General features: G+C 60.6%; 19 protein-coding genes and 2 pseudogenes. 8 read left to right on the top strand and 13 right to left on the bottom strand.

Going from position 1 to position 21,152, the window contains the following annotated elements:
* The first annotated feature begins 176 nt into the window (after window positions 1-176).
* Entirely contained in the window at window positions 177-3,125 is a 2,949-nt protein-coding gene (uvrA, locus tag NGM29_RS05520; protein WP_254159436.1) for an excinuclease ABC subunit UvrA, read from the top strand.
* A gap of 63 nt (window positions 3,126-3,188) precedes the next feature.
* On the opposite strand, the gene NGM29_RS05525 is transcribed toward uvrA, so the two are convergent.
* Window positions 3,189-3,647 carry a hypothetical protein gene (locus tag NGM29_RS05525; protein WP_254159437.1) on the bottom strand — a complete coding sequence of 153 codons (459 nt, stop codon included), beginning with the start codon at window positions 3,645-3,647 and terminating at the stop codon, window positions 3,189-3,191.
* 614 nt (window positions 3,648-4,261) lie between these two features.
* Here NGM29_RS05525 and NGM29_RS05530 point away from each other — a divergent pair.
* Together NGM29_RS05530 and NGM29_RS05535 are read left to right on the top strand one after the other, a co-directional pair.
* Window positions 4,262-5,191 (top strand): ROK family protein, encoded by a 930-nt coding sequence (locus NGM29_RS05530; RefSeq protein ID WP_254159438.1) that lies wholly within the window; start codon window positions 4,262-4,264, stop codon window positions 5,189-5,191.
* 66 nt (window positions 5,192-5,257) lie between these two features.
* Window positions 5,258-6,565, top strand: coding sequence for an acetamidase/formamidase family protein (locus NGM29_RS05535; RefSeq protein ID WP_254159439.1), 1,308 nt, complete (start codon window positions 5,258-5,260; stop codon window positions 6,563-6,565).
* A 69-nt stretch (window positions 6,566-6,634) separates the two neighbouring features.
* Here the strand turns inward: NGM29_RS05535 and NGM29_RS05540 are convergent.
* The 4 genes and pseudogenes from NGM29_RS05540 to NGM29_RS05555 form a co-directional block, all read right to left on the bottom strand.
* Window positions 6,635-7,872 (bottom strand): annotated as a pseudogene (locus tag NGM29_RS05540) (RNA-guided endonuclease InsQ/TnpB family protein); the annotation flags it as partial.
* Window positions 7,873-7,900: 28 nt separating this feature from the next.
* Window positions 7,901-8,227, bottom strand: a complete 327-nt coding sequence (locus NGM29_RS05545) for a MoaD/ThiS family protein (RefSeq protein WP_254159441.1) — start codon at window positions 8,225-8,227, stop codon at window positions 7,901-7,903.
* Window positions 8,228-8,479: 252 nt separating this feature from the next.
* Window positions 8,480-8,968 (bottom strand): universal stress protein, encoded by a 489-nt coding sequence (locus tag NGM29_RS05550; RefSeq protein ID WP_254159442.1) that lies wholly within the window; start codon window positions 8,966-8,968, stop codon window positions 8,480-8,482.
* Between the two features lie 115 nt (window positions 8,969-9,083).
* A complete protein-coding gene (locus tag NGM29_RS05555; protein WP_254159443.1) occupies window positions 9,084-9,515 on the bottom strand; it encodes a CBS domain-containing protein in 432 nt (143 codons plus the stop codon).
* 475 nt (window positions 9,516-9,990) lie between these two features.
* On the opposite strand from NGM29_RS05555, the gene NGM29_RS05560 reads away from it, so the two are divergent.
* The 3 genes from NGM29_RS05560 (at window position 9,991) to NGM29_RS05570 (ending at window position 12,626) form a co-directional block, all read left to right on the top strand.
* The gene (locus NGM29_RS05560) at window positions 9,991-10,749 is read left to right on the top strand and encodes a proteasome assembly chaperone family protein (protein ID WP_254159444.1); all 759 of its coding nucleotides are present in this window, start codon (window positions 9,991-9,993) and stop codon (window positions 10,747-10,749) included.
* Window positions 10,750-11,021: 272 nt separating this feature from the next.
* On the top strand, window positions 11,022-11,579 hold the full coding sequence (locus tag NGM29_RS05565; protein WP_425499231.1) for a YqaA family protein: 558 nt from the start codon (window positions 11,022-11,024) through the stop codon (window positions 11,577-11,579).
* A 42-nt stretch (window positions 11,580-11,621) separates the two neighbouring features.
* Complete coding sequence (locus tag NGM29_RS05570) at window positions 11,622-12,626, top strand: aldo/keto reductase (RefSeq protein ID WP_254159445.1); 1,005 nt, start codon at window positions 11,622-11,624, stop codon at window positions 12,624-12,626.
* Between the two features lie 66 nt (window positions 12,627-12,692).
* Here the strand turns inward: NGM29_RS05570 and NGM29_RS05575 are convergent.
* Both NGM29_RS05575 and tnpA read right to left on the bottom strand, forming a co-directional pair.
* Window positions 12,693-13,921, bottom strand: a pseudogene (locus NGM29_RS05575) (RNA-guided endonuclease TnpB family protein).
* Window positions 13,921-14,313 (bottom strand): IS200/IS605 family transposase, encoded by a 393-nt coding sequence (gene tnpA, locus NGM29_RS05580; RefSeq protein ID WP_254159446.1) that lies wholly within the window; start codon window positions 14,311-14,313, stop codon window positions 13,921-13,923. Before tnpA ends, NGM29_RS05575 begins: the two are co-directional and overlap by 1 nt.
* 302 nt (window positions 14,314-14,615) lie before the next feature.
* On the opposite strand from tnpA, the gene NGM29_RS05585 reads away from it, so the two are divergent.
* A complete protein-coding gene (locus tag NGM29_RS05585) occupies window positions 14,616-14,939 on the top strand; it encodes a hypothetical protein (protein ID WP_254159447.1) in 324 nt (107 codons plus the stop codon).
* Between the two features lie 32 nt (window positions 14,940-14,971).
* Here the strand turns inward: NGM29_RS05585 and NGM29_RS05590 are convergent, their stop codons facing one another.
* The 4 genes from NGM29_RS05590 to NGM29_RS05605 form a co-directional block, all read right to left on the bottom strand.
* On the bottom strand, window positions 14,972-15,439 hold the full coding sequence (locus NGM29_RS05590; protein ID WP_254159448.1) for a response regulator: 468 nt from the start codon (window positions 15,437-15,439) through the stop codon (window positions 14,972-14,974).
* Window positions 15,440-15,556: 117 nt separating this feature from the next.
* Entirely contained in the window at window positions 15,557-16,276 is a 720-nt protein-coding gene (locus NGM29_RS05595) for a winged helix-turn-helix transcriptional regulator (protein ID WP_254159449.1), read from the bottom strand.
* Window positions 16,277-16,462: 186 nt separating this feature from the next.
* On the bottom strand, window positions 16,463-16,705 hold the full coding sequence (locus NGM29_RS05600) for a hypothetical protein (RefSeq protein ID WP_254159450.1): 243 nt from the start codon (window positions 16,703-16,705) through the stop codon (window positions 16,463-16,465).
* Between the two features lie 314 nt (window positions 16,706-17,019).
* Window positions 17,020-17,985, bottom strand: a complete 966-nt coding sequence (locus NGM29_RS05605) for a transcription initiation factor IIB (protein ID WP_254159451.1) — start codon at window positions 17,983-17,985, stop codon at window positions 17,020-17,022.
* Between the two features lie 290 nt (window positions 17,986-18,275).
* On the opposite strand from NGM29_RS05605, the gene NGM29_RS05610 reads away from it, so the two are divergent.
* The gene (locus NGM29_RS05610; RefSeq protein WP_254159452.1) at window positions 18,276-19,331 is read left to right on the top strand and encodes a hypothetical protein; all 1,056 of its coding nucleotides are present in this window, start codon (window positions 18,276-18,278) and stop codon (window positions 19,329-19,331) included.
* Window positions 19,332-19,689: 358 nt separating this feature from the next.
* Here NGM29_RS05610 and NGM29_RS05615 read toward each other — a convergent pair whose 3' ends face one another.
* Together NGM29_RS05615 and NGM29_RS05620 are read right to left on the bottom strand one after the other, a co-directional pair.
* Window positions 19,690-20,082 (bottom strand): MaoC/PaaZ C-terminal domain-containing protein, encoded by a 393-nt coding sequence (locus tag NGM29_RS05615; RefSeq protein ID WP_254159453.1) that lies wholly within the window; start codon window positions 20,080-20,082, stop codon window positions 19,690-19,692.
* A 102-nt stretch (window positions 20,083-20,184) separates the two neighbouring features.
* Complete coding sequence (locus tag NGM29_RS05620) at window positions 20,185-21,033, bottom strand: formate/nitrite transporter family protein (protein WP_343233649.1); 849 nt, start codon at window positions 21,031-21,033, stop codon at window positions 20,185-20,187.
* Window positions 21,034-21,152: the final 119 nt, after the last annotated feature.

The raw sequence follows: 21,152 nt of genomic DNA on the forward strand, positions 1-21,152 counted from the left end.
ACTACCATGCAAGACACACCCACGAACGATAATGGTACCGAAACCAACCAGCCACCGCGCGGTGGCTGGCGGCGCGACCGACGCGCTCCTCCCACGACTTCACCCGTGGGTTTCCGCGCTGTTCAGTATATGAATCGAGCCGCCGAACGACCGCGCAAATCGAGACGAGGGCAGCGATGAGCAAGGACCAGATCGACGTCCGTGGGGCACAGGAACACAACCTCAAGGATGTCGACGTCTCGATTCCGCGTGAATCGTTCACCGTCGTCACCGGACTCTCCGGATCCGGAAAGTCCTCCCTCGCGTTCGACACGGTCTATGCCGAAGGTCAGCGCCGCTACATCGAGAGTCTCTCGGCGTACGCCCGCAACTTCCTCGGACAGATGGACAAGCCCCAGGTCGAGACCGTCGAAGGGCTCTCGCCCGCCATCTCCATCGACCAGAAGAACGCGGCGAACAATCCCCGGTCGACCGTCGGGACCGTCACTGAGTTACACGACTACCTCCGTCTGCTCTACGCCCGCGTCGGCACGCAGTACGATCCGATCACGGGCGAGGAAGTCGGCACCCAGAGCGCCCAGGACATGGTCCAGCAGGTAATGGCCCTGCCGGAGGGCACCCGCGCGAAGATCGCCGCCCCGATCGTCCGTGACCAGAAGGGGGCCTTCGAGGACCTGTTCGAGGAACTGCTGACCGAGGGGTACTCTCGAGTCGAAGTCGACGGCGAGGAAGTCGACCTCGCGACCGAGAAACCCGACCTCGACAAGAACTACGACCACACCATCGACGTGATCGTCGACCGCGTGAAGATCAGCGAGGAGGCCCGTCCCCGGATCACCGACAGCGTCGAGACGGCCCTCGAGGAGGCCGACGGCGTCCTCAAACTCATCATCCCCGACCCGAGCGACGAGATCGACCTGGGGTCGAATACCCGCTCGACAGGAGACCTTGCTGGTGAGGGCGACCACCGCCTGACCGTCGAGTTCTCGACGGCGCTGGGCAATCCGAACAGCGATTTCCAGTTCAGCGAAATCGAGACCCGTAGCTTCTCGTTCAACAGCCCGCACGGTGCCTGTCCCGAGTGTGAGGGGCTGGGCAAGACCAAGGAGGTCGACGAGGATCTAGTGATCCAGGACCCCTCGAAGTCGCTCAAACACGTCTTCGAACCCTGGAGCTACAACCGCTCGTACTATCAGACGCGACTCGACTCGGTGGCCGAGCACTTCGACGTGAGCCTCGAGACGCCGTGGGAAGAACTCGATGCGAGTATCCAGGACCAGTTCCTCTACGGCACGAACCGCCAGGTGGTCTTCAAACGCCGCACCAAAAACGGCATCCGGCGCAAGACCAAGCGCTTCGAGGGCGTCATCCCCAATCTCGACCGGCGCTACCTCGAGACCGACTCCGACGGCACGCGCGATCACATCGAGAAGTACATGGCCGTCACGGAGTGTCCGGCCTGCGACGGCTCTCGGCTCAAGGAACAGTCTCGCCACGTTCGCGTCGGCGGGACCTCGATCGACGAGGTCAACCGCCTGTCCATCGGCGACGCCCTCGAGCACTTCGAGGGGCTCGAAGCCGAGTTGTCGGGTCGCGACCTCACCATCGCCGAGGAGATCCTCAAGGAGATTCGCGCCCGCCTGGGCTTCATGTGCGAGGTCGGCCTCGAGTATCTCACCCTCGACCGGGAGGCCTCGACGCTTTCGGGCGGCGAGAGCCAGCGCATCCGACTGGCGACGCAGGTCGGTTCCGGCCTCGTCGGCGTCCTCTACGTCCTCGACGAGCCCTCCATCGGGCTCCACCAGCGCGACAACGACCGCTTGCTCGACACGCTCTGTGAGCTTCGAGACATCGGCAATACGCTGCTCGTCGTCGAACACGACGAGGAGACGATGCGTCGGGCCGATCAGGTCATCGACATGGGCCCCGGGCCCGGGAAACGCGGCGGCGAGGTCGTCGTCAACGGACCGCTCGAGGAGGTCAAGGCCTGCGAGGAGTCGATCACTGGCGACTATCTTTCCGGGCGGAAGGGCATTCCCGTCCCCGAAGAGCGCCGCGAGCCACAGGGCGCGCTGACGATCCACGGGGCCCGCCAGCACAACCTGGACGACGTGGACGTGGACATCCCGATGGGGTGTTTCACGGCGATCACGGGCGTCTCGGGCTCTGGAAAGTCGACCCTGATGCACAAGGTGCTCTACAAGGCCCTGGCACGGGAGATGAACGACAACACCTCCGTAATTCCGGGCGATCACGACGCCATCGAGGGGATCGACCAGATCGAAACCGTTCGACTGATCGACCAGTCGCCCATCGGGCGCACCCCGCGCTCGAACCCGGCGACCTACACCGGCGTCTTCGACTACATCCGAGAGCTGTTCGCCCAGACCAAACTCGCCAAACAGCGCGGCTACGAGAAGGGACGGTTCTCCTTCAACGTCAAGGAGGGCCGCTGTGCGGAGTGTGGTGGGCAGGGAACGGTAAAGATCGAGATGAACTTCCTCTCGGACGTCTACGTCCCCTGCGAGGCCTGTGGCGGCGCTCGGTACAACGACGCCACCCTCGACGTCACCTACAAGGACGCGACCATCGCGGATGTCCTCGAGATGTCCGTCGAGGAGGCTTACGACTTCTTCGAGTCCTCGAGCCAGCTGCGCCGTCGCCTCCAGCTCCTGAAGGACGTCGGCCTCGATTACATGAAACTGGGCCAGCCTTCGACCACGCTCTCGGGCGGGGAGGCCCAGCGGATCAAGCTCGCCGAGGAACTCGGGAAGCGAGACACGGGCAACACGCTCTACTTGCTCGACGAGCCCACGACGGGACTGCACTCGGAAGACGAGCGCAAGCTCATCGACGTGCTCCACCGCCTGACGGACAACGACAACACCGTCGTCGTCATCGAGCACGAACTCGACCTCGTGAAAAACGCTGACCACATCATCGACCTCGGTCCCGAGGGCGGCGAGAACGGCGGTGAGGTCGTTGCGACGGGTACGCCCGAAGCGGTTGCCCGGAGCGAGAACTCCTACACGGGGCTGTACCTGCGGGATTTACTCCCCGGGGTGGACCTCGAGGGCCCGCGCGGCGAGCGCGTCGAGCCGATGACGATGCCGATGGACGACTGACGGCTCGATCCAATTTTCGCGACCGTAGAACGTGTTTCGATTGGTATTCGAGAAGCGTACCGCTCAGGCGATCGTCGCGTACACGAGCAGGCTCACGAGCCCACCGAGGATCGCCGCGCTGAGAAACAGCAACGACGGAGACGACAGCGTCGGCCGTGCTGGCTCCTCGGTTCCCTTCCTCCGCAGTTCTAGCACGTCTGCGACCGTGTACACGCTCACCGCACCCAGGAAGAGCGCGATTGCGCCGAACACGCTCGCGTCGTACCGCGCGCGGACGAACGGCCGGTCGAGGGTGTGGTGAAAGGCGAACAGGTCGGCCCACGAAGTATAGTGGAACGTCTCGAGCGGGGCCTGATACACCGGCGTGACGTGGTAGATGTCCGGACCCAGCCCCCAGATGCCGCCGACGACGACCAGCCACAGCGGCCACCGACCGTCGAGGTCGTACCGGGCCGCCAGCGGCGCTGCCACCAGGAGGACGAGCGAGGCGCCGACGAGGAAGTGAGCGATCGCGGGAGCCATCTCGAGGCGTGACTGTGTGGTCGTCGGTGGTAAGTACGAGCGCCGTAACGTAGAGTCATCAGTGGTTTACGGACAGCTATGGTTGGTTACGCGGGCCGTTCTCGGTGTTCGACCGTACTTCCGGCGTCTCGTTGATCTCGAGAGGAATAATGTGGTAATGGCCGGTTATGATCAGTGAACGGCTACGCTGTCAGTAAACGATTCGTCTGCTGATAGGAGACTCCCCTCAAATATCGCCCCTTGCGAGGCGATCGATGAATTCGCGTTGCTGTCGTTCCCGTTGCTCTTCCGTGTCGGCGACGCGTTGTTCGAGTCGGCGTTCGTCGGCCGTTTTTGCTTCCTCGTCTCCGTAGACGAGAATCCCGCCCTGAAGGGCATTTAGTCGTGGGAGGATGTCACATTATCGGTCGACTGTCTCGAGACGCGTGAATTCATAACTCGACCAAAGTAGGTTCGCCAGCGGACTCGACGGAATCGGGCTCGCCAGCGGGACTGTTGCACACGCGGAATTTGTCATGTGACGTACTCGCTAACTGTTCGAGAACGATGCTCTCGATGCTCACACCCGCTTAATACCAGCATACCTTTACCCTTCTGCCGATTTTTCGAGTCCAATGAATCGGATCGCCGTCTTCGGCATTGGCAGTACGAATTTTCGCTCCGTTCTCGGATCGCCGTCTGAAGGATTCCTGGGGGAGGTCACGACCGAACCGACACGACCGTACGAACTCGAGACCCAGACGCTCGAGGCGCTCGAGCGCCTGGCCGCGAACGCGGACGGCGACCTCGACGCGGTCGGCATCGCCACGGCCGGCCTCGTCGACGACGCGGGCACGGTCTTTTCGTTCGACACACCCGGCGGGGAGACCGTTCCGCAGGTACGACTCGCCGAGCGAATCGAGGCGTCGTTTGGCCTCCCTACGGCGGTTGCGAACGACTGCACCGCCTCAGCGCTCGGGGAGTACGCCTTCGGCGCCGGCGCGGACTACCGCACGGTCGCCCACGTCACCTTCGGAACCGGGATCGGCGGCGGGGTCGTCGAAGACGGGCACCTGCTCCGGGGCGAGCACGGTCACGCCGGCGAGGTCGGCCTGCTACCGATCGTCGCGGACGGGGACCTCGAGAGCTGCGGCGTGCGCGGGGCGTGGGAGGCGTACTGCTCCGGGCGAGGAATCGCGCAGTACGTTCGCTCCCTGCTCGCCGAGGAGTCCCGGGAGACGACGCTCGATCACGAGACCGTGACCGCTGAGGCGGTGTTCGAGGCCGTCGACGCCGGCGATCAGGTTGCCGAGGACTACCTCGAGCGAATCGGCCGGTTGAACGCCGCGGGCCTCGGCGGGGTCTGTAACGCCCACGACCCGGGGCTGGTGACGGTGGGTGGCGGGGTCGCACTGAACAACGCCGAAGTCCTCCTCGAGGCCATCGAGGCTCACCTCGACGACTATCTGTTCGTCGAACGCCCGACGCTCGAGGTGACGCCACTCGGGGACTTCATCGGCCTGTACGGGGCGATGGCTCTCGCCGAGGGAAAATCTGTGCACTGAGCCCGGAGAAGAAATTCTCGCTCGTAGCAAACAATGGTTAAGCCGTGTGGTGAGATACCATCCAACATGGCACAACGCGAGATTCAGCCTGAGCTGTCCGTCGACAAATACACGCTCGGCCTCGTCGGACCCGATCAGGAATGGGCAGGAACCGTCGCTGACGGCGGCACCGTTACGACGCACACGCCGCCAGCGTGCTGGGGACCGATGATCACTCCCTCGTTTCGAGGGGGGCACGAAGTCACCCGACCAATTCGTGTCGAGAACGCGGAAATCGGCGACGCCATCGCGATCAAAATCCGTGACATTGAGGTGACGAGCGTCGCGACCAGCACTGGCAGCATGGTCGAGCGCGCGGACGCCTTTGGAGATGATCCGTTCGTTGATCACCGGTGTCCCGAATGCGGGACCGACTGGCCGGACAGCGTCGTTGAGGGTACCGGCGAGGAGTCGATCCGTTGTGCGGAGTGTGGAGCTAACGCTTCGGCGTTCGGGTTCGAGTTCGGGTACACCGTCGCCTTCGACGACGATCGGCAGGTCGGCCTCACGATGGACGCCGAAGCCGCCGACGAACTCGCCGACCGCGCCGAAGCGGCAATGGCACTTCCCGAGCACTCCCGCCAGCACCCTATCGTGCTGTACAAGCCATCGGAGATACCGGGAACGCTCGGTCACCTTCGGCCGTTTCTCGGTAACATTGGGACAACGCCGCCGATCGAAATGCCAGACTCACACAACGCCGGCGACTTCGGGCAGTTCCTCATTGGTGCTGACCACGATTGGGGCCTCGAGACCGAAGCCGACCTCGAACAGCGTACCGACGGCCACATGGACGTCAACGCGGTACGGGAGGGGGCCGTCCTCGTCTGTCCGGTGAAAGTCGACGGCGGCGGCATCTACGTCGGCGACATGCACGCCAATCAGGGCGACGGCGAACTCTCCTTACACACCACGGACGTCAGCGGGCGTACGACGTTCGACGTCGAGGTCATCGAAGGCCTTGAGCTCGCGGGGCCGCTCCTGTTGCCCAACGAGTCTGATCTGCCTCACATCAGCAAGCCCTTCACCGATGCCGAACTCGAACGAGGACGGGACCTCGGCGTCGAGTACGGCGTAGAGCCCGTCGAGGACGTCGGCCCGATCCAGATCATCGGTTCTGGGGCGACGATCAACGACGCGACCGAGAACGCGTTCGCACGGGCTAGCGACCTCCTCGAGATGTCCGAGGGCGAGGTCCGAGCGCGCTGTACGTTCACCGGCGGCGTCGAAATCGGCCGTCTCCCGGGCGTCGTACAGCTTACCATGCTCGCCCCGATGGATCGCCTCGAGGCGCGAGGGATCGCCGAGGTCGTCCGCGAGCAGTACGACCTCTGAGCGTTCGGAAACTCGGCAGGAGACGTATGGAACGTATGCGTCGTCAACAACCCCGCGCACGGTGGCGCGGGGCTTGTCAGTGTTCTCAGCCTCTACCTCGCTATGGAGTACGGGATGAACCCCCGGTTCGGCGTCACTGTCCCTGACTTGAGGGCAAGTTGACTGTTGCCCGTCCGCCGTGAGTCGTTGAGCCCACGACGGACAAACCGCCACCCGATGTTTTTCGCCGCATTATAATCCGCGTGAAGTGTTTTCTCGCACTTCACACACTCGAAGTGGGATTGCACAGGTCGATTCCCACGGCTCGTGTGGCCACACTCACTACATCTCTGACTCGTGTATGCCGCATCCACGAACTCGATACGAATCCCGCGTGCTTCGGCTTTGTACGTCACGAACTGGATGAGTTTTCGGTGCGCCCACTGGTGGAGCTTCTTTGCGTTCGGCATCCGGTCGCGGATGTACGACAAGTCCTCGAACACGATGTGAGAACATTCGTGTTCAACGGCTTCCTCGATAATCGCGTTCGAGACTCGGTGCAGTTTGTCCCGCGAGTACCGTTCTTCGCGGGTTTCTCGACCAACGATGGTTCGGTGAGCTGACTGTGTTCCAGTCTGTTGGAGTCCACCACGGACGTGTTCGAATTGGTCGTGGTCGTGAACCAGTTTCTTCCCTGACTCGAAGTGTGCTGTACTGGTGACGGCGAGGCGTTGGATGCCGAGGTCTACTCCGAGAACTGTTCTGTCCTCGGCAGGAGACTCTTGTTTATCGAACGGATTCGGTTTGCGGAACCCGAGGTGCAAGAAGTAGTCCCCGTCACGAGCAGTGAGCGTGCTTTCGGTGACGCTCCACTCGTCGTCGTTCAGGAATTGGTACTGGTAGCCGCCTTCATCTTCCGGAAGGGCGAGTTCGCACCGGACTCGACTCTCGATTGTGGTGAGTGAGACGGTGTTGTCCTCAAAGAGCGTCAGCGTGTTCGCATCGTACTTGATGGTTGGGCTAGTGAACTCTGGACAGGATACCTTGCGGCCTTTGTCTTTGAGTTCTCTGACGCCTGTGAGTGCGCTTGCGGCTTGGTGAGTGGCGAGTATAGCGTGTTGACTCCCGAGACGAGTTTCCTCGCGCACATCAGAGTACGCGAGTTTCTGGAGCCCATATTTGGAGTCCTCGTTTTCGTCCCAACCGATTTGAGAGGCGAGTGTGGCTCCGTGTTGCCAGTCGCTAATCGTGGCTTCGAGCAATTCAGCGTCTTGCTCGTCACTCAAGACGAGTCGAGTGATGGCTGTGCGTCTCAGGTAGTCGTCCACTCTATCTTCAAAGAAGAGGCCTGGTTACTTAATGATTTTTATACTGTTGGTTGTCGCCTTCCTCCCCGGGCGCGGTGGCCCGGGGAATCCGCCTTCTACCAGTTTGAATCGCCGGGAAGAGAGAGACAGTCGCACCCGCAGGACAGGAGTCGTCGAAACTCGCCCGGCCGCCATCGACCGTCACGCGAACGCTCGGACGGAGCGCACCATCCTCAGTAAATAGCTGGGGACGAGCGCGCGGATACGCCTGTACAAACGCGTCGACGACCTCGGCGACCGTATCGGGGTCGCACTGGAGGGTAACCGTCTTCGCCCCGGTGGCGCCGCGTAACGGACCGTAGACCGTGACGTCCATACCATTCGAGAGGCAGCCCGGAGGGATGAGTCTCCCGGCGCTCCCTCGCGCCTACCGCGATATCGCATCACCTTCTCTGCCGGTCACACCAGATATCACTTCTTGACATCCTCCACACGACTGAAGTCGTGGGCTTTCTCCTCGAATCTGTGTAACCCACCGTGCCCTACTTGCCCCCTTCGGTTGCTCCGCAAGGCCGGGGACTCTCCCTTAATTTGTGCTGACCAGCGGTGAAAGCGTAAGACGAAACCGCTAGACGGAGTTTCCGATATCGCGGTCGCGCTCCGGCCCCATCATCACGGTGACGGGGCCTTCGAACGCCGAGACGACCTCCGCCATCACGTTGTCGAAGGTGGTGTTTTGCCACGGACCGTTCCGGTGACCTGCCATGAAGATCGTCGAACAGTCGCGGTCGCGGGCGCGCTCGAGGACGAGGCTAGCCTGTCGTCCGACGTGGGATTCGATCTCGTAGGACACGTCGAAGCCCTCGAGGGCCTCCCTGGCAAGACGCTTTGCGTGACGCACGCCCTCTTCTTCGGCTTCCCCGACCGTATACGACTTCTCGACGTGCGGGATGGCGAGGCGCGCCCGATCGCGCTCCTGAAACTCCGATGTCGGCATGATGGTCAGGAGGATCAACTCCACGTCACACTCCTGAGCGTGTCTGCCAGCGTACTCCAGGAGTCGCCGGGACGTCTCCGAAAACCCGAGTACGACGAGCGCGCGGTTGTGGTCAATCATACGTTTCGTACTGGATCCAAGGCTGTAAAACGGGGGGCGCGGGAGCGTCACGGGTTTTCCTCCCACAGTCTTCGCGGAGTCGTCACGAGGAGGGCGTTGGGAAAAAGCGGCCGACCTACGCCGAGTACGGCGGCGATTCCTCCCTAATCACGGACGAGATGTTGTGCATTTCGTCCTTGAGGAGGACGACCAGGTCGTCGAGCGTGACGATCCCCGTGAGTTCGCCGTCTTCGACGACCGGCATCCGACGGACGCCGTGTTCGCGCATCTGTGCGCAGAGTTCGAAGACGCCGTCACCGCTCTCGGCGGTGTACGGGTCGTCGGTCATGACGTCGCGTGCGGTCAACTCGGTGGAGTCTTTTCCTGCTCCGACGGCCCGCATGCCGAGGTCGCGATCGGTGACGATCCCTGCGGGTCTGTTTTCGCGTTCGATCACCACACACCCGACCCGGCGCTCGTCCATCAACTGGGCGAGTTCGGGAAGCGGCGTGTCTGGTCTGGCCGATACAAGTTCGTTTCGTGGGCGGGCGATATCTTGCAGTGGCAATGGTCGTTCCTCGGGTTGTGGTCCAGCGGATCGTCGGCATCGACCGAGGATCATGTTAACACGACACAGGTTTGGGGGAAGCGTTTACGTTTTCTGATGAAAAGGATCGATGACCCGTCGCTTCTTTACGTGGCCATCCGTGGGCGTGATCGGGCGGGAAGACAGTTCGACAGCGAGAGCGTTCGTATACGCTTCCAGTCCGGGCCGTGATCGGCGACATCGTGACCCTCGTTATGACCGCGATCAGTACCGGACCGGATAGAGGTGACATACCGGTTCGACGGCGTCCAGAAACCATCGAAATCAATTTCTACAGATGGACAAGACAAGTTCCTCAGAGGCGTCGGATAATCTCCGGTCTTCCGTGATGACGAATGGCTTTTGTCCTTTCGAACCACTCTACCCCGAGGTAGTTCACAAGAACCCACCCTGCGTCCCCCACGCATATGTGACGGGCTGATGTAGTCCGTCGGGTATGACGCCACCCTCTGACGGAGTCGAATTCCACCGGTCGTCCAACCCCGACGCGGCGCAACCGACGCTGATCGAGGGACTGCCAGGACACGGGCTGGTCGCCTCGATTGCGGTCGATCAACTCACCGACCAGCTGGGACTCGAGCAGTACGGGTCGATCCGATCCGATTCGTTTCCACCCGTCGCCTCGTTCGCGGACGGACTCGTCCAGGACACGGTTCGCGTCTACAGCGGGACGGACCCCGACGTCTTGACACTCCAGAGCGACGTACCGATCCCGGAAGACGCGTTCACCGACCTGAGTGGGTGCGTGCTCGACGAGCTGGTCGACGACTTCAACCAGGCGATTTTCCTCGCCGGGGCGCCCGCCCAGTCCGAGGAGCAACGGGGCGAGGTTATCGGAGCCGCCACGACCGAGACACTGCGAGACGAACTCGAGGCGGCGGGGATCGAACTCGCGGCGGACTCCGGGGCCGTCGGTGGCGTGACCGGCGCCCTCGTCTCCGCGTGTTACCAGGCGGACGTGCCGGCAGCACTCCTACTCGTCCGGGCGGATCCACGGGTCCCTGACCCGGCTGCGGCCCGGTCTGTCATCGAGAACGCGCTCGAACCACTCGTCGAGTTCGACGTCGACACCGACGAACTCCGCGAGCAAGCCGAGGAGATCCAACGCCAGAAACAACAACTCGCCCAGCAGATGCAGCCCCAGGGTCAGGACCAGCAAGAAGAGCCGATGCAGGCCCGAGGGATGTTCCGGTAACGCTGGATCGAGGGACCGTCCTCGAGACATGTCCGTCCTGTGAGGAGGTACCGCCCATTTCCAGTCAGCGTACGATTCGCCCGCTTTTCGGTTCGTTCACCGGCTGCCTCCGGTGCGAGGTCATCACCGAGGACGGCGTTGCCTCGGTAGCGCCACGTGTCGAACGAGAGTTGTGAACGGAGCGCACGATCGGGACGAGCCCGCATCGACAGGTTCGAGTCGGTCGGATGCGAAGCGAGGACAACGTTCCAACGCACGTCCCACACAGCCGCATGATACACTTGACACCGTTTTTCGTAGCCGAACTGTCGATCGCGATTGGCGGGAACCTCGAGGCGCTCGTCGAGTCGGCGACGGGCTGGCCCGGAATGGGTATTATCTTCGTCTACTCGTTTCTGATCGCGTTCGCACTTCCCGGACCGAGCGAAATCGTCCTGCTCGCGCCCCTCGACCTCGGGCTTCCCTCGTGGGTACATCTCTCGACTATTATGCTCGTGAGCGCACTCGGAAAGGCCGCCGGAAGCGTCTTCGCCTTTCACATCGGTCAAGAGGTCAAACAATCCGGACCGATCGTCCGCTGGGTTCGGCGCTCGAGATGGGACGTCCTGGAGTGGTCAGAGAAGCGATCCACCCAACTCGCCCGGCGATACGGGTACGCCGGTCTCGCGTTGGCGCTGTCGGTCCCGTTCTTCCCCGATACGATCTCGATCTACGCGTTCGCGGTCCTCGATAAGAACTACCTGCGATTCGCGATTGCGACGTTTGTCGGCAGTCTCGGGAGGCTTCTCGTGACCGCTGGACTCGTCGGTGGGGCATCGGTTGCGGTCTAGTCACTGGAACCCTTAACCCGCTCGCAGTGGCAGTGACACTGTATGCACTACCGACGACTCGGGACGACGGGACTACAGGTCTCGCCACTCTGTCTTGGCACGTGGCGCTTCGGCCAGGAATCGAACGGGGTCCTCGAGACCGATCGCGAGACGGCCCACGACCTGCTGTCGGCGTTCGCCGATCGGGGCGGGAACTTCATCGACACTGCCAACGGCTACGGCGATGGGGACTCCGAGCGCTGGATCGGCGAGTGGCTCGCCGACCGTGATCGCGAGGACTTCGTCGTCGCCTCGAAGTGTTACTGGTCGACCGTCTCGCGCTTCCAGGAGAACCTCTCGAAGAAGAACGTCCGGGCGGAAGTCGAGGGCTCGCTCGAGCGCCTCGGGACGGACTACCTCGACGTGCTCTACCTCCACCGGTTCGACGACGAGACGCCCATCGAGCAGACGCTTCGGACCGTCGACGACCTCGTGAGCGACGGCAAGGTCCACTCCGTCGGCCTCTCGACGGCCGACGCCTGGAAGCTCACGAAGGGGCTGTGGAAAGCCGACGTCAACAACTACGAGGCGTTCACGGTCACCCAGCCGCTCTTCCACGCGGCGTACTACGAGGACGTCGCCGAGTACCTCGACGTCTGTGCCGACCAGGACCTCGCGGTCTGTCCGTACTCGCCGCTGGCGGGGGGCTTCCTGACCGGGAAGTACGACCGCGCCGGCGAGGATACCTACGACCTCGAGGCCCCCGAGGGGACGCGCGCCCAGCTTGACGACCGCTTTCTGGACTACTACGTCTCAGAGCGCGGCTGGCACGTCCTCGAAGCGGTCCGGGAGATCGCCGACGAGTGCGACGCCTCGCCCGCCCAGGTCGCGATTCGCTGGCTGATCGACCAGCCCGACTTCGACTGCGTCCCGATAATCGGCGCGCGGACGGTCGACCAGCTTGAGGAGAACCTCGGGGCTCTCGAGGTCGACCTCTCGGGTGAGCAATTCGATCGCATCCTCGAGGCGCGTTACGACGAACACGGCAAGCTGTACAGGACCGGGTGACATCCTCCTCGCCGTCAACGGCGAGGCCTCCCACGCAGTAGGAATACCGGACTTGCCGGTAAGGTTTTAAGACTCATACGCTCCAAGCGTCATTTGCGTAGGTGCGCTCGGCTTAGGTGGTCTTACGGCGGTGTCACAACCGCTCCCATCCTGTGGCGAGTCATCGTCACACGGTTTCCAAGTGCAACTCTCTCCCCACGGGTCGACCCGCTTAGCGATGCTTGCTGCTGCACTGATATCCGCCTGAAACGTCGAGACGTGACAGTCGTCGTTCGTACATCGGAGTTCCGCTTGTGTACTTCGCTTCCCGACGTGTCCGCACTCGTGGCACGTCTGGGACGTGTAGGCTGGATTCACGTATTCGACTGGGATACCAGCGTCCGTCGCTTTGTCCTCAACACGATCCTGAAGCCGTGCAAAGGCCCATGCGTGAAGACGCCGGTTCATGTACTTGCCGTAGTCCAAGTTCTCGCGGATGTACGTCAAGTCCTCCATCACGATCACCGGATTCTCGAAGGTGTCAGCGTATTCGACGACTTCGCAGCTGGCCTTCTCGAGAATATCCGTAAGCGCGTTTTGGTAGTAGTCGAACCGTTCGTCAATGCGCCATTCAGCATCGCGTTCCTGTAGTCGCTGAAGCGTGGTCGACATTTCCTTTCGGAGGTGTTTCGCACGCTTGCCACTCCAAAGAACGGGTCTTGTCGGCGTACCGCGCTTAAGGCCACAGCCGTAATTAGCGCAGTCTCGCCGATATCAAGCCCGACTGGTGTGGTGTCACCGTCCGTCGTCGGTTCTTCAATCGGGTACTCGACGGTGACGTGAAGTACCCAGTTCTTCCGGTGACGCTGAAGCCGAATCTGACCGGCTTTCGCATCCTCGGTGAGTAGATCGTGCCAGAGGGCTTCTTGCTCCGGGTTGATTCGAAGCGGAATCCAGAAGTTCGTTCCGTGCCCCGGTCGCGGTGCCCACCACGTAAACTCATACTCACGTTCGCTCGAGTGGTCGAACGTCGCAGCCTGGTTCGTGAGTCGGAGCGGATGTTCGTCGTCGATCTCACGGGCATTGTACGTCGTTCGGAGCTTCTTGACGTAGCTACAGAGTGCAGCCTTCGCTTGGTACGGAAGGTTGAACGGTGTCACTACCTCGGAGACTCCGCCCATCGTATCTGCACCGGAGGCAAACGCATCCTGAAGCGCCTCGCGGTACGTCTCGAGGGTATCCTGTAGCTTCTCCTCTTTGTGCGCTGTTGGCGGGGCAAGTGTTGCTTCGAGAGTCTTGTTCGCCGTGGCCGACATTACTGATCCTCCACGTAGTCCATGAGAACGTCAATGCTCACTTGCCCCGTGCTGGCGAGGAAGTATCCCGGTTGCCAGAACGAATCTTCGAGCGTCTGTTTCACTTCAGGGTACTCGCTCCGAACCTTCCGTGACGTCACGCCCTTTAGCGAATTGATGAACTTCGTTATGTCAGTGGTCGGTTTCGCGGTGAACAGGATGTGGATGTGGTCGGCCCCGCCATTCACGTTCTGAATGTCAACCCCGAAGTCCTCCGAGAGTTCGTTCGCAATCTCACCGATACGTTCTGCGATTTCTTCGGTGAGGATAGCCGCACGGTACTTCGTGACGGTCACAAAGTGATATTGGAGCGCGTATACCGTGTGCGACCCGGTTTGAAGGTTGTACTTCATTTGGCCTAACCAGATTCAGGAGGCCAATTGTATTAAACCTTGTTTCGTGGGGTACTCGGTGTGCTGTAGTTCGTGATTTATGTAGTCGACCGACGCGATTCACGCCCGCCGTGAACGGCGGGATTCTCTCGTTGTTTAAAGATAGTGACGGACGCCGGGACTGTGACTCAGTCCGGGTCCGAACGAGCGACGCGACGTACGGAGATTTGAGGAGAATGCTTACAGCTTTCGGTCTACAGACTCACGGCGTGCGACAGCAGCGTAGATTGATGGGGGGCACCGATGACGGGTCACGTGTACGTATGCGCGATGACGGAGCATGGATGGACCCGTCTGATCGACCGATCCTGGTCGAACTCGCGACCCATCTCGGGTGGGTCACTCCCGAGAGTCTCTCGCTCAATCTGCCCTACTCGGCCTCGCACGTCACGAAACGGTGCCGAACGTTCGAGATGCACGACCTGGTCGTCGCCCACGACGAGGCGACTGCCTACCGCATCTCGAGGCTCGGTCGCCGCCTGCTCTTCGAGAACACGTCCATCGCGGAAGGTACGGAGGACGGAAACGAACGGAACGCGACCGGTGAGACGACGCTCGAGTTCACCGACGAAACGCTCGGGGAGTGATCACGTCGAGAGATGACTGCCCGGACCAACCGTCACTCTCTTCGTTCTTCCGCCCAGCCGACTGACAGCCAGACGGACTCGAACGTACGGACGGTATCGATGAAGTCATCGGGGTCGATCGGCTTCTCGAGATAGGCGTCGGCCTCGGGGACGATCGATCTCACGAAGTCGTGTTGCGCTTCTGACGTCGTCAGGACGATGACCGGAAGCCGTTCGAACTCGGGATCAGCTCTAAGTTTCTGGAGAACTTCGTCGCCGTTCATTCGCGGGAGGCTCAGATCGAGGAGGACGACGTGGGGCCGCGGCGCATCCTTGTACTCACCACGCTGGTAGAGAAAGTCCAGGGCGCGAACGCCGTCGTTCACGACGTAGAGCGTGTTCGCGATTTGCCCGTCCTTGAAGGCCTCTTCGGTAAGACGAACGTCGCCAGCGTTGTCTTCGACGAGCAAGATATCTGCCGACTGATGAAAGGAGGGCAACTGATTGTTCACGACTTTCATCGCGTTATCCCTCCATACCCGGATGTTCGAATCCGTTTGATATGGGCGTTCTGACCAATCCTTCAAACTTGACAGGTAATAGCCATTAACCGAGGTGGTGGAGGGACTGGCTCTTCGTCAATCTGTCCACTGTCCCAGCTCCGACGTCGTTTCGAATTCGGCACGGGCCTCTGGTGCCAACCGTGAAAGTACCGTCGTGCTACCACGTTCCTGTTCGACCAGTCCTTTATCCTCGAGGCGTTCCAGATGGTGTGACACCGTGCTGTCAGACCGGTCGACTTCGTTCGCGAGATCCGTTACGCTGACGGGTTCGAGGCGAGCGATCGCCTCGAGGATGTCTCCGGTCGGTTCGTGCGTGAGTGCGGCGCGGAGCTGATTCGTGTCGCTCCCGGCAGGATAGTACCAGATCTTCCCAAATACCGTCTCGGAGGCGAGTAACTCCTCCTGTTCGAGCACCTCGAGGTGATACCGGAGGGTCGAGCGGTGGAGGTCGTGGGTTTCCCGAAGATCACCGATGTAGATCCCGGACGTCTGGTGGACCGTCTCGTAAATGTCCTGGCGGACGTCGTGTTCTAGCGGATCGGAACTCCCGGAGTAGGCGTGCCCAGCCAGAAAGACGATGGACGTGACCGTGGAGGGCGATACCGAGAGTGTCGTCTCGGACGACTTGCTATCGACCGTATCGGGGGGCTTGATCAGCCCCGCATCGTTACGACTGTGTGTCGTGGGTTCGCTCGTTGATTCTCCGACGACGATCCCGGTCGCCGCAAAGCTGTGCAGGATGAGGACGATTCCGACGGCTGCGATCAGGATGGCCCGGGTTGATCTGGTGAGCATGGGTTCTGCCGTTCAATCATCGTTAGTTCGAACCGGATCTCTGGCGGTGCACACGGACAGACTCGTGGGATTCGATCGTACGTGGACGCTGTCGGGCGGTGAGCGGCTTTGTACCGATACTGTGATCGGTCAATGCCGTTAGTTAAAAAAAGCACACTTACTTCTGCCGGATTTTCTGAGACTTTCTTACTCGAGGTCACGGACAAAGTTGGTGAACGTTTCCGCGAACTCACGTGCTCGTTCGTCGGAGTTACGTGTCGTAAATCGAACGATGATCGTATCCTTCTCGTCCATGTAACGAACCCGCTCGAGTTGTTCGGTTCCCTTCCAGATTCCAGAGATTTCGACCAGCCCATACTCTCTGTGAGCGTACGTCTCTCCCTGTTCGACCTCCTGATAAGAACCGGCTTTTACTGTTGATTCGGACATGTGCCCAGCACTACTCGCTGATGCCTTCCGTGTCGTATTATCTGCGCTTCGCCCGTTTCCACTCGGATCGGTAGGGCTTCGCGAGTTGCTCATCAACGTGCGCTATTTCGAAATCATATTTAAAACATGAGAACGATAGCACGAGGTTGAACCCACCCACGCTCCATTTCGCCAGATGACACGGTTTTAATGACTGGTAAAGCGATTCCAGAACCGAATCAGTTCAACTAATCGACACGGGGAGAGGCGTTGTTCGAGGGATGTTCCTAATACAGAACCGGAACCCCTCTGGCGAGCAACGAGGCGGATTTCGACTACTCGTGAATGCCCATCGCGCTAATCTGCTCCTGGTATCGATTTCGAATCGTGACCTCGGTCACCTGGGCAACGTTCGCGACTTCCCGCTGGGTCTTTTTCTTGTTACAGAGGAGCGCTGCAGCATAGATGGCGGCTGCGGCATATCCCGTCGGTGACTTCCCCGACAACATTCCCTTCTCGGCCGTGGTGTCGATAATCTCGTTGGCCTTCGATTGCACTTCTTCGGGCAACTCGAGTTCGGAACAGAAGCGAGGGACGTACTTCTTCGGGTCGACAGGCTGCATCTCGAGGCCGAGTTCCTTCGAGATGTACCGATACGTGCGGCCGATCTCCATCCGGTCGACCCGCGAAACGGCGGCAATTTCGTCGAGGGATCGCGGAATCCCCTCCATCCGACAGGCCGCGTACAACGTGCTCGTGGAGACGCCCTCGATGGACCGCCCGCGGATGAGGTCCTCCTCGAGCGCGCGGCGATAGAGGACGCTCGCGACCTCTCGAACGGAGCGCGGAACGCCCAGAGCGGAGGCCATCCGGTCAGTCTCGGAGAGCGCAAACTGGAGGTTTCGCTCGCCGGCGTCCTTCGTTCGGATTCGCTCTTGCCACTTGCGCAGCCGATTCATCTGGCTGCGCTTTTCCGAGGAGAGAGAGCGCCCGTAGGCGTCCTGGTTCTTCCAGTCGATCGTCGTGGTGAGCCCCTTGTCGTGCATCGTCTGCGTCGTCGGCGCACCGACGCGCGACTTGCTGTCGCGCTCGGCCGCGTTGAACGCTCGCCACTCCGGCCCGCGGTCGATCGTCTCCTCTTCCAGAATCAGTCCACAGTCCTCACAGCTAATCTCACTTCCGTCTGCGCTTCTCGAGAGCGACGTCGAATCACACTCCGGGCAGGTTCGAACACCCTCTTCTCCAGTGGTTTCGTGCTCTGTCTGTGTTTCGTGTTCTGTCTGGGAAGTCAGGCGCTCCATTACCACTCATTAATCCTCGAGAGAGTTAAACGCTGGGTGGTTTCGAGGAGCCCGTGTGGCCAACCAGAAACGAAATGAATCTCGGTCGTATTCGTCGAGCAACCCTCTGGAATCGCTCGCGCGTGTCAGCGTGTAAGCTATTCGGCTCTGTTGGAACTCTCAATCGTCGATAAAACCGTGTGCGCCAGACAGAGTATCTACTCAGCAACGCGGCAATTGGGCGTAACTAATGTTAAATATTTGGGAGATATGGCGGTGAGGGTTTGTGCGTCGCGACCGAACAGTCCGGTGTGAACCAGACCGACACCAGCGCACGATCGGCGTCGAAGTCAGAAGTCGAAACCGTGCGGGCCGCGGCGAGAAGCGGCCGTGAGTACCTCTCGAGGGCAGCACCATATCTCCGGCGCGGCGTCGAATCGGGTACCATAACGGCAATTATCGGGGGGACGGGCCTCCTCAGCGGTATCCGAGCGCTCCTGGCCGGCGAGCACGAGCGCGGGCTCGCCAGGGTCACCCTGGGAGCTGGGTTCATAGCAGCCGCGCTCGACCAGCGGCGGTCCCGCAGCCGCGGCGAGGTGCCTGACGTCGAGCAAACCGACGTGGTAGACACGTCGCCTGACGTCGATGCAGTCGCCGATGAGGCCGGCAGCGTCGGGGAGGAAGATCACACCATCGGTGAGACGGCCGTGGAGGTCGCTGACACGTCCCCAGATGTCGAGGACGTGGGATCGGGGCTCGAGTCCGAATCTGACGTCGAGCCGGCATCGGTCGGCCAGCGCGAGATTGTCGACACCGGTCTCGGGAGCGAGGACCTCTCGGAGACGACCGAGCGTGAAATGAGGGATACCGATGGCGAGGAAGAGTCGAGCGACGAGACGACGGATACCGATGGCGAGGAAGAGTCGAGCGACGAAACGACGACCGAGGAGGACACTGACGCCGACGATGGCACCGAAACAGCGGATATCGATCGTCTGGGCGAGGCGGCCTTCGACAGGCAGAGCCGTGAGGTTCCGGCGCCACAGCGAGCGTTCAACCAGGGCTATCTGGCCCACTCGACCGAGGCGTTCTGGGGAATCCGCGCACGCGACGACGCGGTGTTGGTCTCCCTCGACTACGACGCTATCCAGGGCCGCGACGGGATGCAGTACGTCGCCAGCAGTGAAATCGGCCAGGACGTCCGCGAACTACCGATCCCCGACGCTGTCCTCACCCACTGGGACGAGGTATTCGGCGGCGGTACTGCCGTCATCGGCGGCGATGATATCCTATTCGCTACGACCGAGGATCTCGCGAGCGACGGCCTGCTACGCATCCTCCCTGCGGAGTGGGCCGACGACCTGTGACTACTCCCACGACTGAAGTCGTGGGCTTCTCCTTGACTTCGTGTAAGATGACACTTTCCACCCTGAAGAACGAGAGGATCTCAACTGGAGTATGGTTACCCCCACTTCTGACGATTGAGGTGGGTCTCATATCTTCACAGGAATTCTGAGCATAAGGCTCGCTTCTGATGTATCTAATTAATCAACAGCAGTTCACGAATTTGGAGAATGTTGGTTAACATGGTCCTCCCTTCCTTCGGTGTTAAATCCATCCTCAGTCAGTAGTAGTCGACCATCGCGACGCAGTTGCGTTTGTCCTCGACGAGACCGAAGACCGAATTTCGGAAATTTGAGACAAAGCAGAAACGCCGTTGAAATCCTACTCTTTCCAGATGAGGCCGTCGATGTGTGCCTCCATCACCGTTTCATCGTCCTCATTGGTGCACACGACAGAATTCGAGAGCGTATAGCGATCGTCGCGTTCTTCGACTGTTTCGGTTTTCAATTCACACCGGATTGTGTCTCCGGTATACACTGGTTGGAGGAAGTCGAATTCCATCGTCTTCGCGATATAGCTTAGATCCCCACCGATTTTCGTCGGGAGGGTAGCGGTGAGCAATCCTTGGACGACTAAGCGGCCTGCTTCGTCAGGTTCAGTGTGGATCGCTTGCTGATCTCCTGAGACCTCACCAAATTGGCGGACATCCGCTTTCGTAAACGTCCGCTCATAGGTGTGGATTTCGCCTTCTTCTGGTGAATAAGATCCGGACATGAATGCTCTACAGTTCCTATTCCAGCAAGCTAGATAATTCTGCGGCACGGGACATCAAAAGTCGGCTATGTTCTAGCGAAGAACATCAGCGCTGGTGACATCTTATGTTTCCCCACCATCCCTCGACTCAAAATCGACGTCCTGTTGTTCGCCCGCTAATGCGACGTGGCCATAGTTGATCAACCCGACGAAAACCCCGCCACCGATGATGTTTCCCAGCGTGGTGAACACCAAAAATGACCCGAATTCAACAGGGGTAACCGTGTCTGTGAGCACCATCGCGGAGAGTACTTCTGTGGTTCCGAGGATCGAATGGTGAAACGGTCCGAAGCCGATCAACGCCGTTACGAGGAGGACGAACACAATCCGGCCGATGGTATCTCGACTGGCAGCAGACAGCCACGTCGCCAGCCCCATCAACCACCCCGCGATGACGCCGGAAAGGAGGATCACCCACCAGGGAAATCCGAGAAGCGCATCAGCGAGCGATCCGAACGACGCCGGTTCCGCTATCCCCATCGGCGAGCCAATTGCTACGATCAACCCAACGAATGCAGCACAGCCGAGCAGATTAGCGATGTACACCACGCTCCAGAGGCGGGCGACTTCCGTGAGCGATGCACGACCGTCGAGCAACGGAAGAATCGCCATTGTAGTGTGTGCGGTGAACAGTTCCGTCTGTCCAACGACAACGAACAGGAACGCGATCGCAGAGATACCTGCCAACGTGGCCTGTTTCGTGAGTTCTGAGTCGAAACCAGTGGAGAACGTCAAGACCATCGCCATGAAGAGTGCACCGAAGCTCAGATTGAGGCCTGCTGAAACCCCCGACAGGAACACCCCCGTAGCTGGCCGTTCGATCTCTTTGAGCGCGTTTTCCATCTCCCGTTCGAGGATTTTGCGATACGAGAGCGTCGCGCCAGTCGGGCCACTCTCTGGCTCGGAACTCATTGGTGGTGATACGTACGATAATGCCCATGAACATACTTTGGGTTGGTAATCGCGGCGATCCGGCTGTGACAGAACCCGTCAGGGTTAGATAAAATTCTCATCCCGTGAGGTGTTCCAAA

The organism is Natronosalvus rutilus (assembly GCF_024204665.1).
GTDB lineage: Archaea > Halobacteriota > Halobacteria > Halobacteriales > Natrialbaceae > Natronosalvus > Natronosalvus rutilus.

Coding starts and splice junctions, on each gene's coding strand:
- uvrA (WP_254159436.1), top strand. CDS start 177: ATGAGCAAGGACCAGATCGACGTCCGTGGGGCACAGGAACACAACCTC.
- NGM29_RS05525 (WP_254159437.1), bottom strand. CDS start 3,647: ATGGCTCCCGCGATCGCTCACTTCCTCGTCGGCGCCTCGCTCGTCCTC.
- NGM29_RS05530 (WP_254159438.1), top strand. CDS start 4,262: ATGAATCGGATCGCCGTCTTCGGCATTGGCAGTACGAATTTTCGCTCC.
- NGM29_RS05535 (WP_254159439.1), top strand. CDS start 5,258: ATGGCACAACGCGAGATTCAGCCTGAGCTGTCCGTCGACAAATACACG.
- NGM29_RS05545 (WP_254159441.1), bottom strand. CDS start 8,227: ATGGACGTCACGGTCTACGGTCCGTTACGCGGCGCCACCGGGGCGAAG.
- NGM29_RS05550 (WP_254159442.1), bottom strand. CDS start 8,968: ATGATTGACCACAACCGCGCGCTCGTCGTACTCGGGTTTTCGGAGACG.
- NGM29_RS05560 (WP_254159444.1), top strand. CDS start 9,991: ATGACGCCACCCTCTGACGGAGTCGAATTCCACCGGTCGTCCAACCCC.
- NGM29_RS05565 (WP_425499231.1), top strand. CDS start 11,022: ATGATACACTTGACACCGTTTTTCGTAGCCGAACTGTCGATCGCGATT.
- NGM29_RS05570 (WP_254159445.1), top strand. CDS start 11,622: ATGCACTACCGACGACTCGGGACGACGGGACTACAGGTCTCGCCACTC.
- tnpA (WP_254159446.1), bottom strand. CDS start 14,313: ATGAAGTACAACCTTCAAACCGGGTCGCACACGGTATACGCGCTCCAA.
- NGM29_RS05585 (WP_254159447.1), top strand. CDS start 14,616: ATGCGCGATGACGGAGCATGGATGGACCCGTCTGATCGACCGATCCTG.
- NGM29_RS05590 (WP_254159448.1), bottom strand. CDS start 15,439: ATGAAAGTCGTGAACAATCAGTTGCCCTCCTTTCATCAGTCGGCAGAT.
- NGM29_RS05595 (WP_254159449.1), bottom strand. CDS start 16,276: ATGCTCACCAGATCAACCCGGGCCATCCTGATCGCAGCCGTCGGAATC.
- NGM29_RS05600 (WP_254159450.1), bottom strand. CDS start 16,705: ATGTCCGAATCAACAGTAAAAGCCGGTTCTTATCAGGAGGTCGAACAG.
- NGM29_RS05605 (WP_254159451.1), bottom strand. CDS start 17,985: ATGGAGCGCCTGACTTCCCAGACAGAACACGAAACACAGACAGAGCAC.
- NGM29_RS05615 (WP_254159453.1), bottom strand. CDS start 20,082: ATGTCCGGATCTTATTCACCAGAAGAAGGCGAAATCCACACCTATGAG.
- NGM29_RS05620 (WP_343233649.1), bottom strand. CDS start 21,033: ATGAGTTCCGAGCCAGAGAGTGGCCCGACTGGCGCGACGCTCTCGTAT.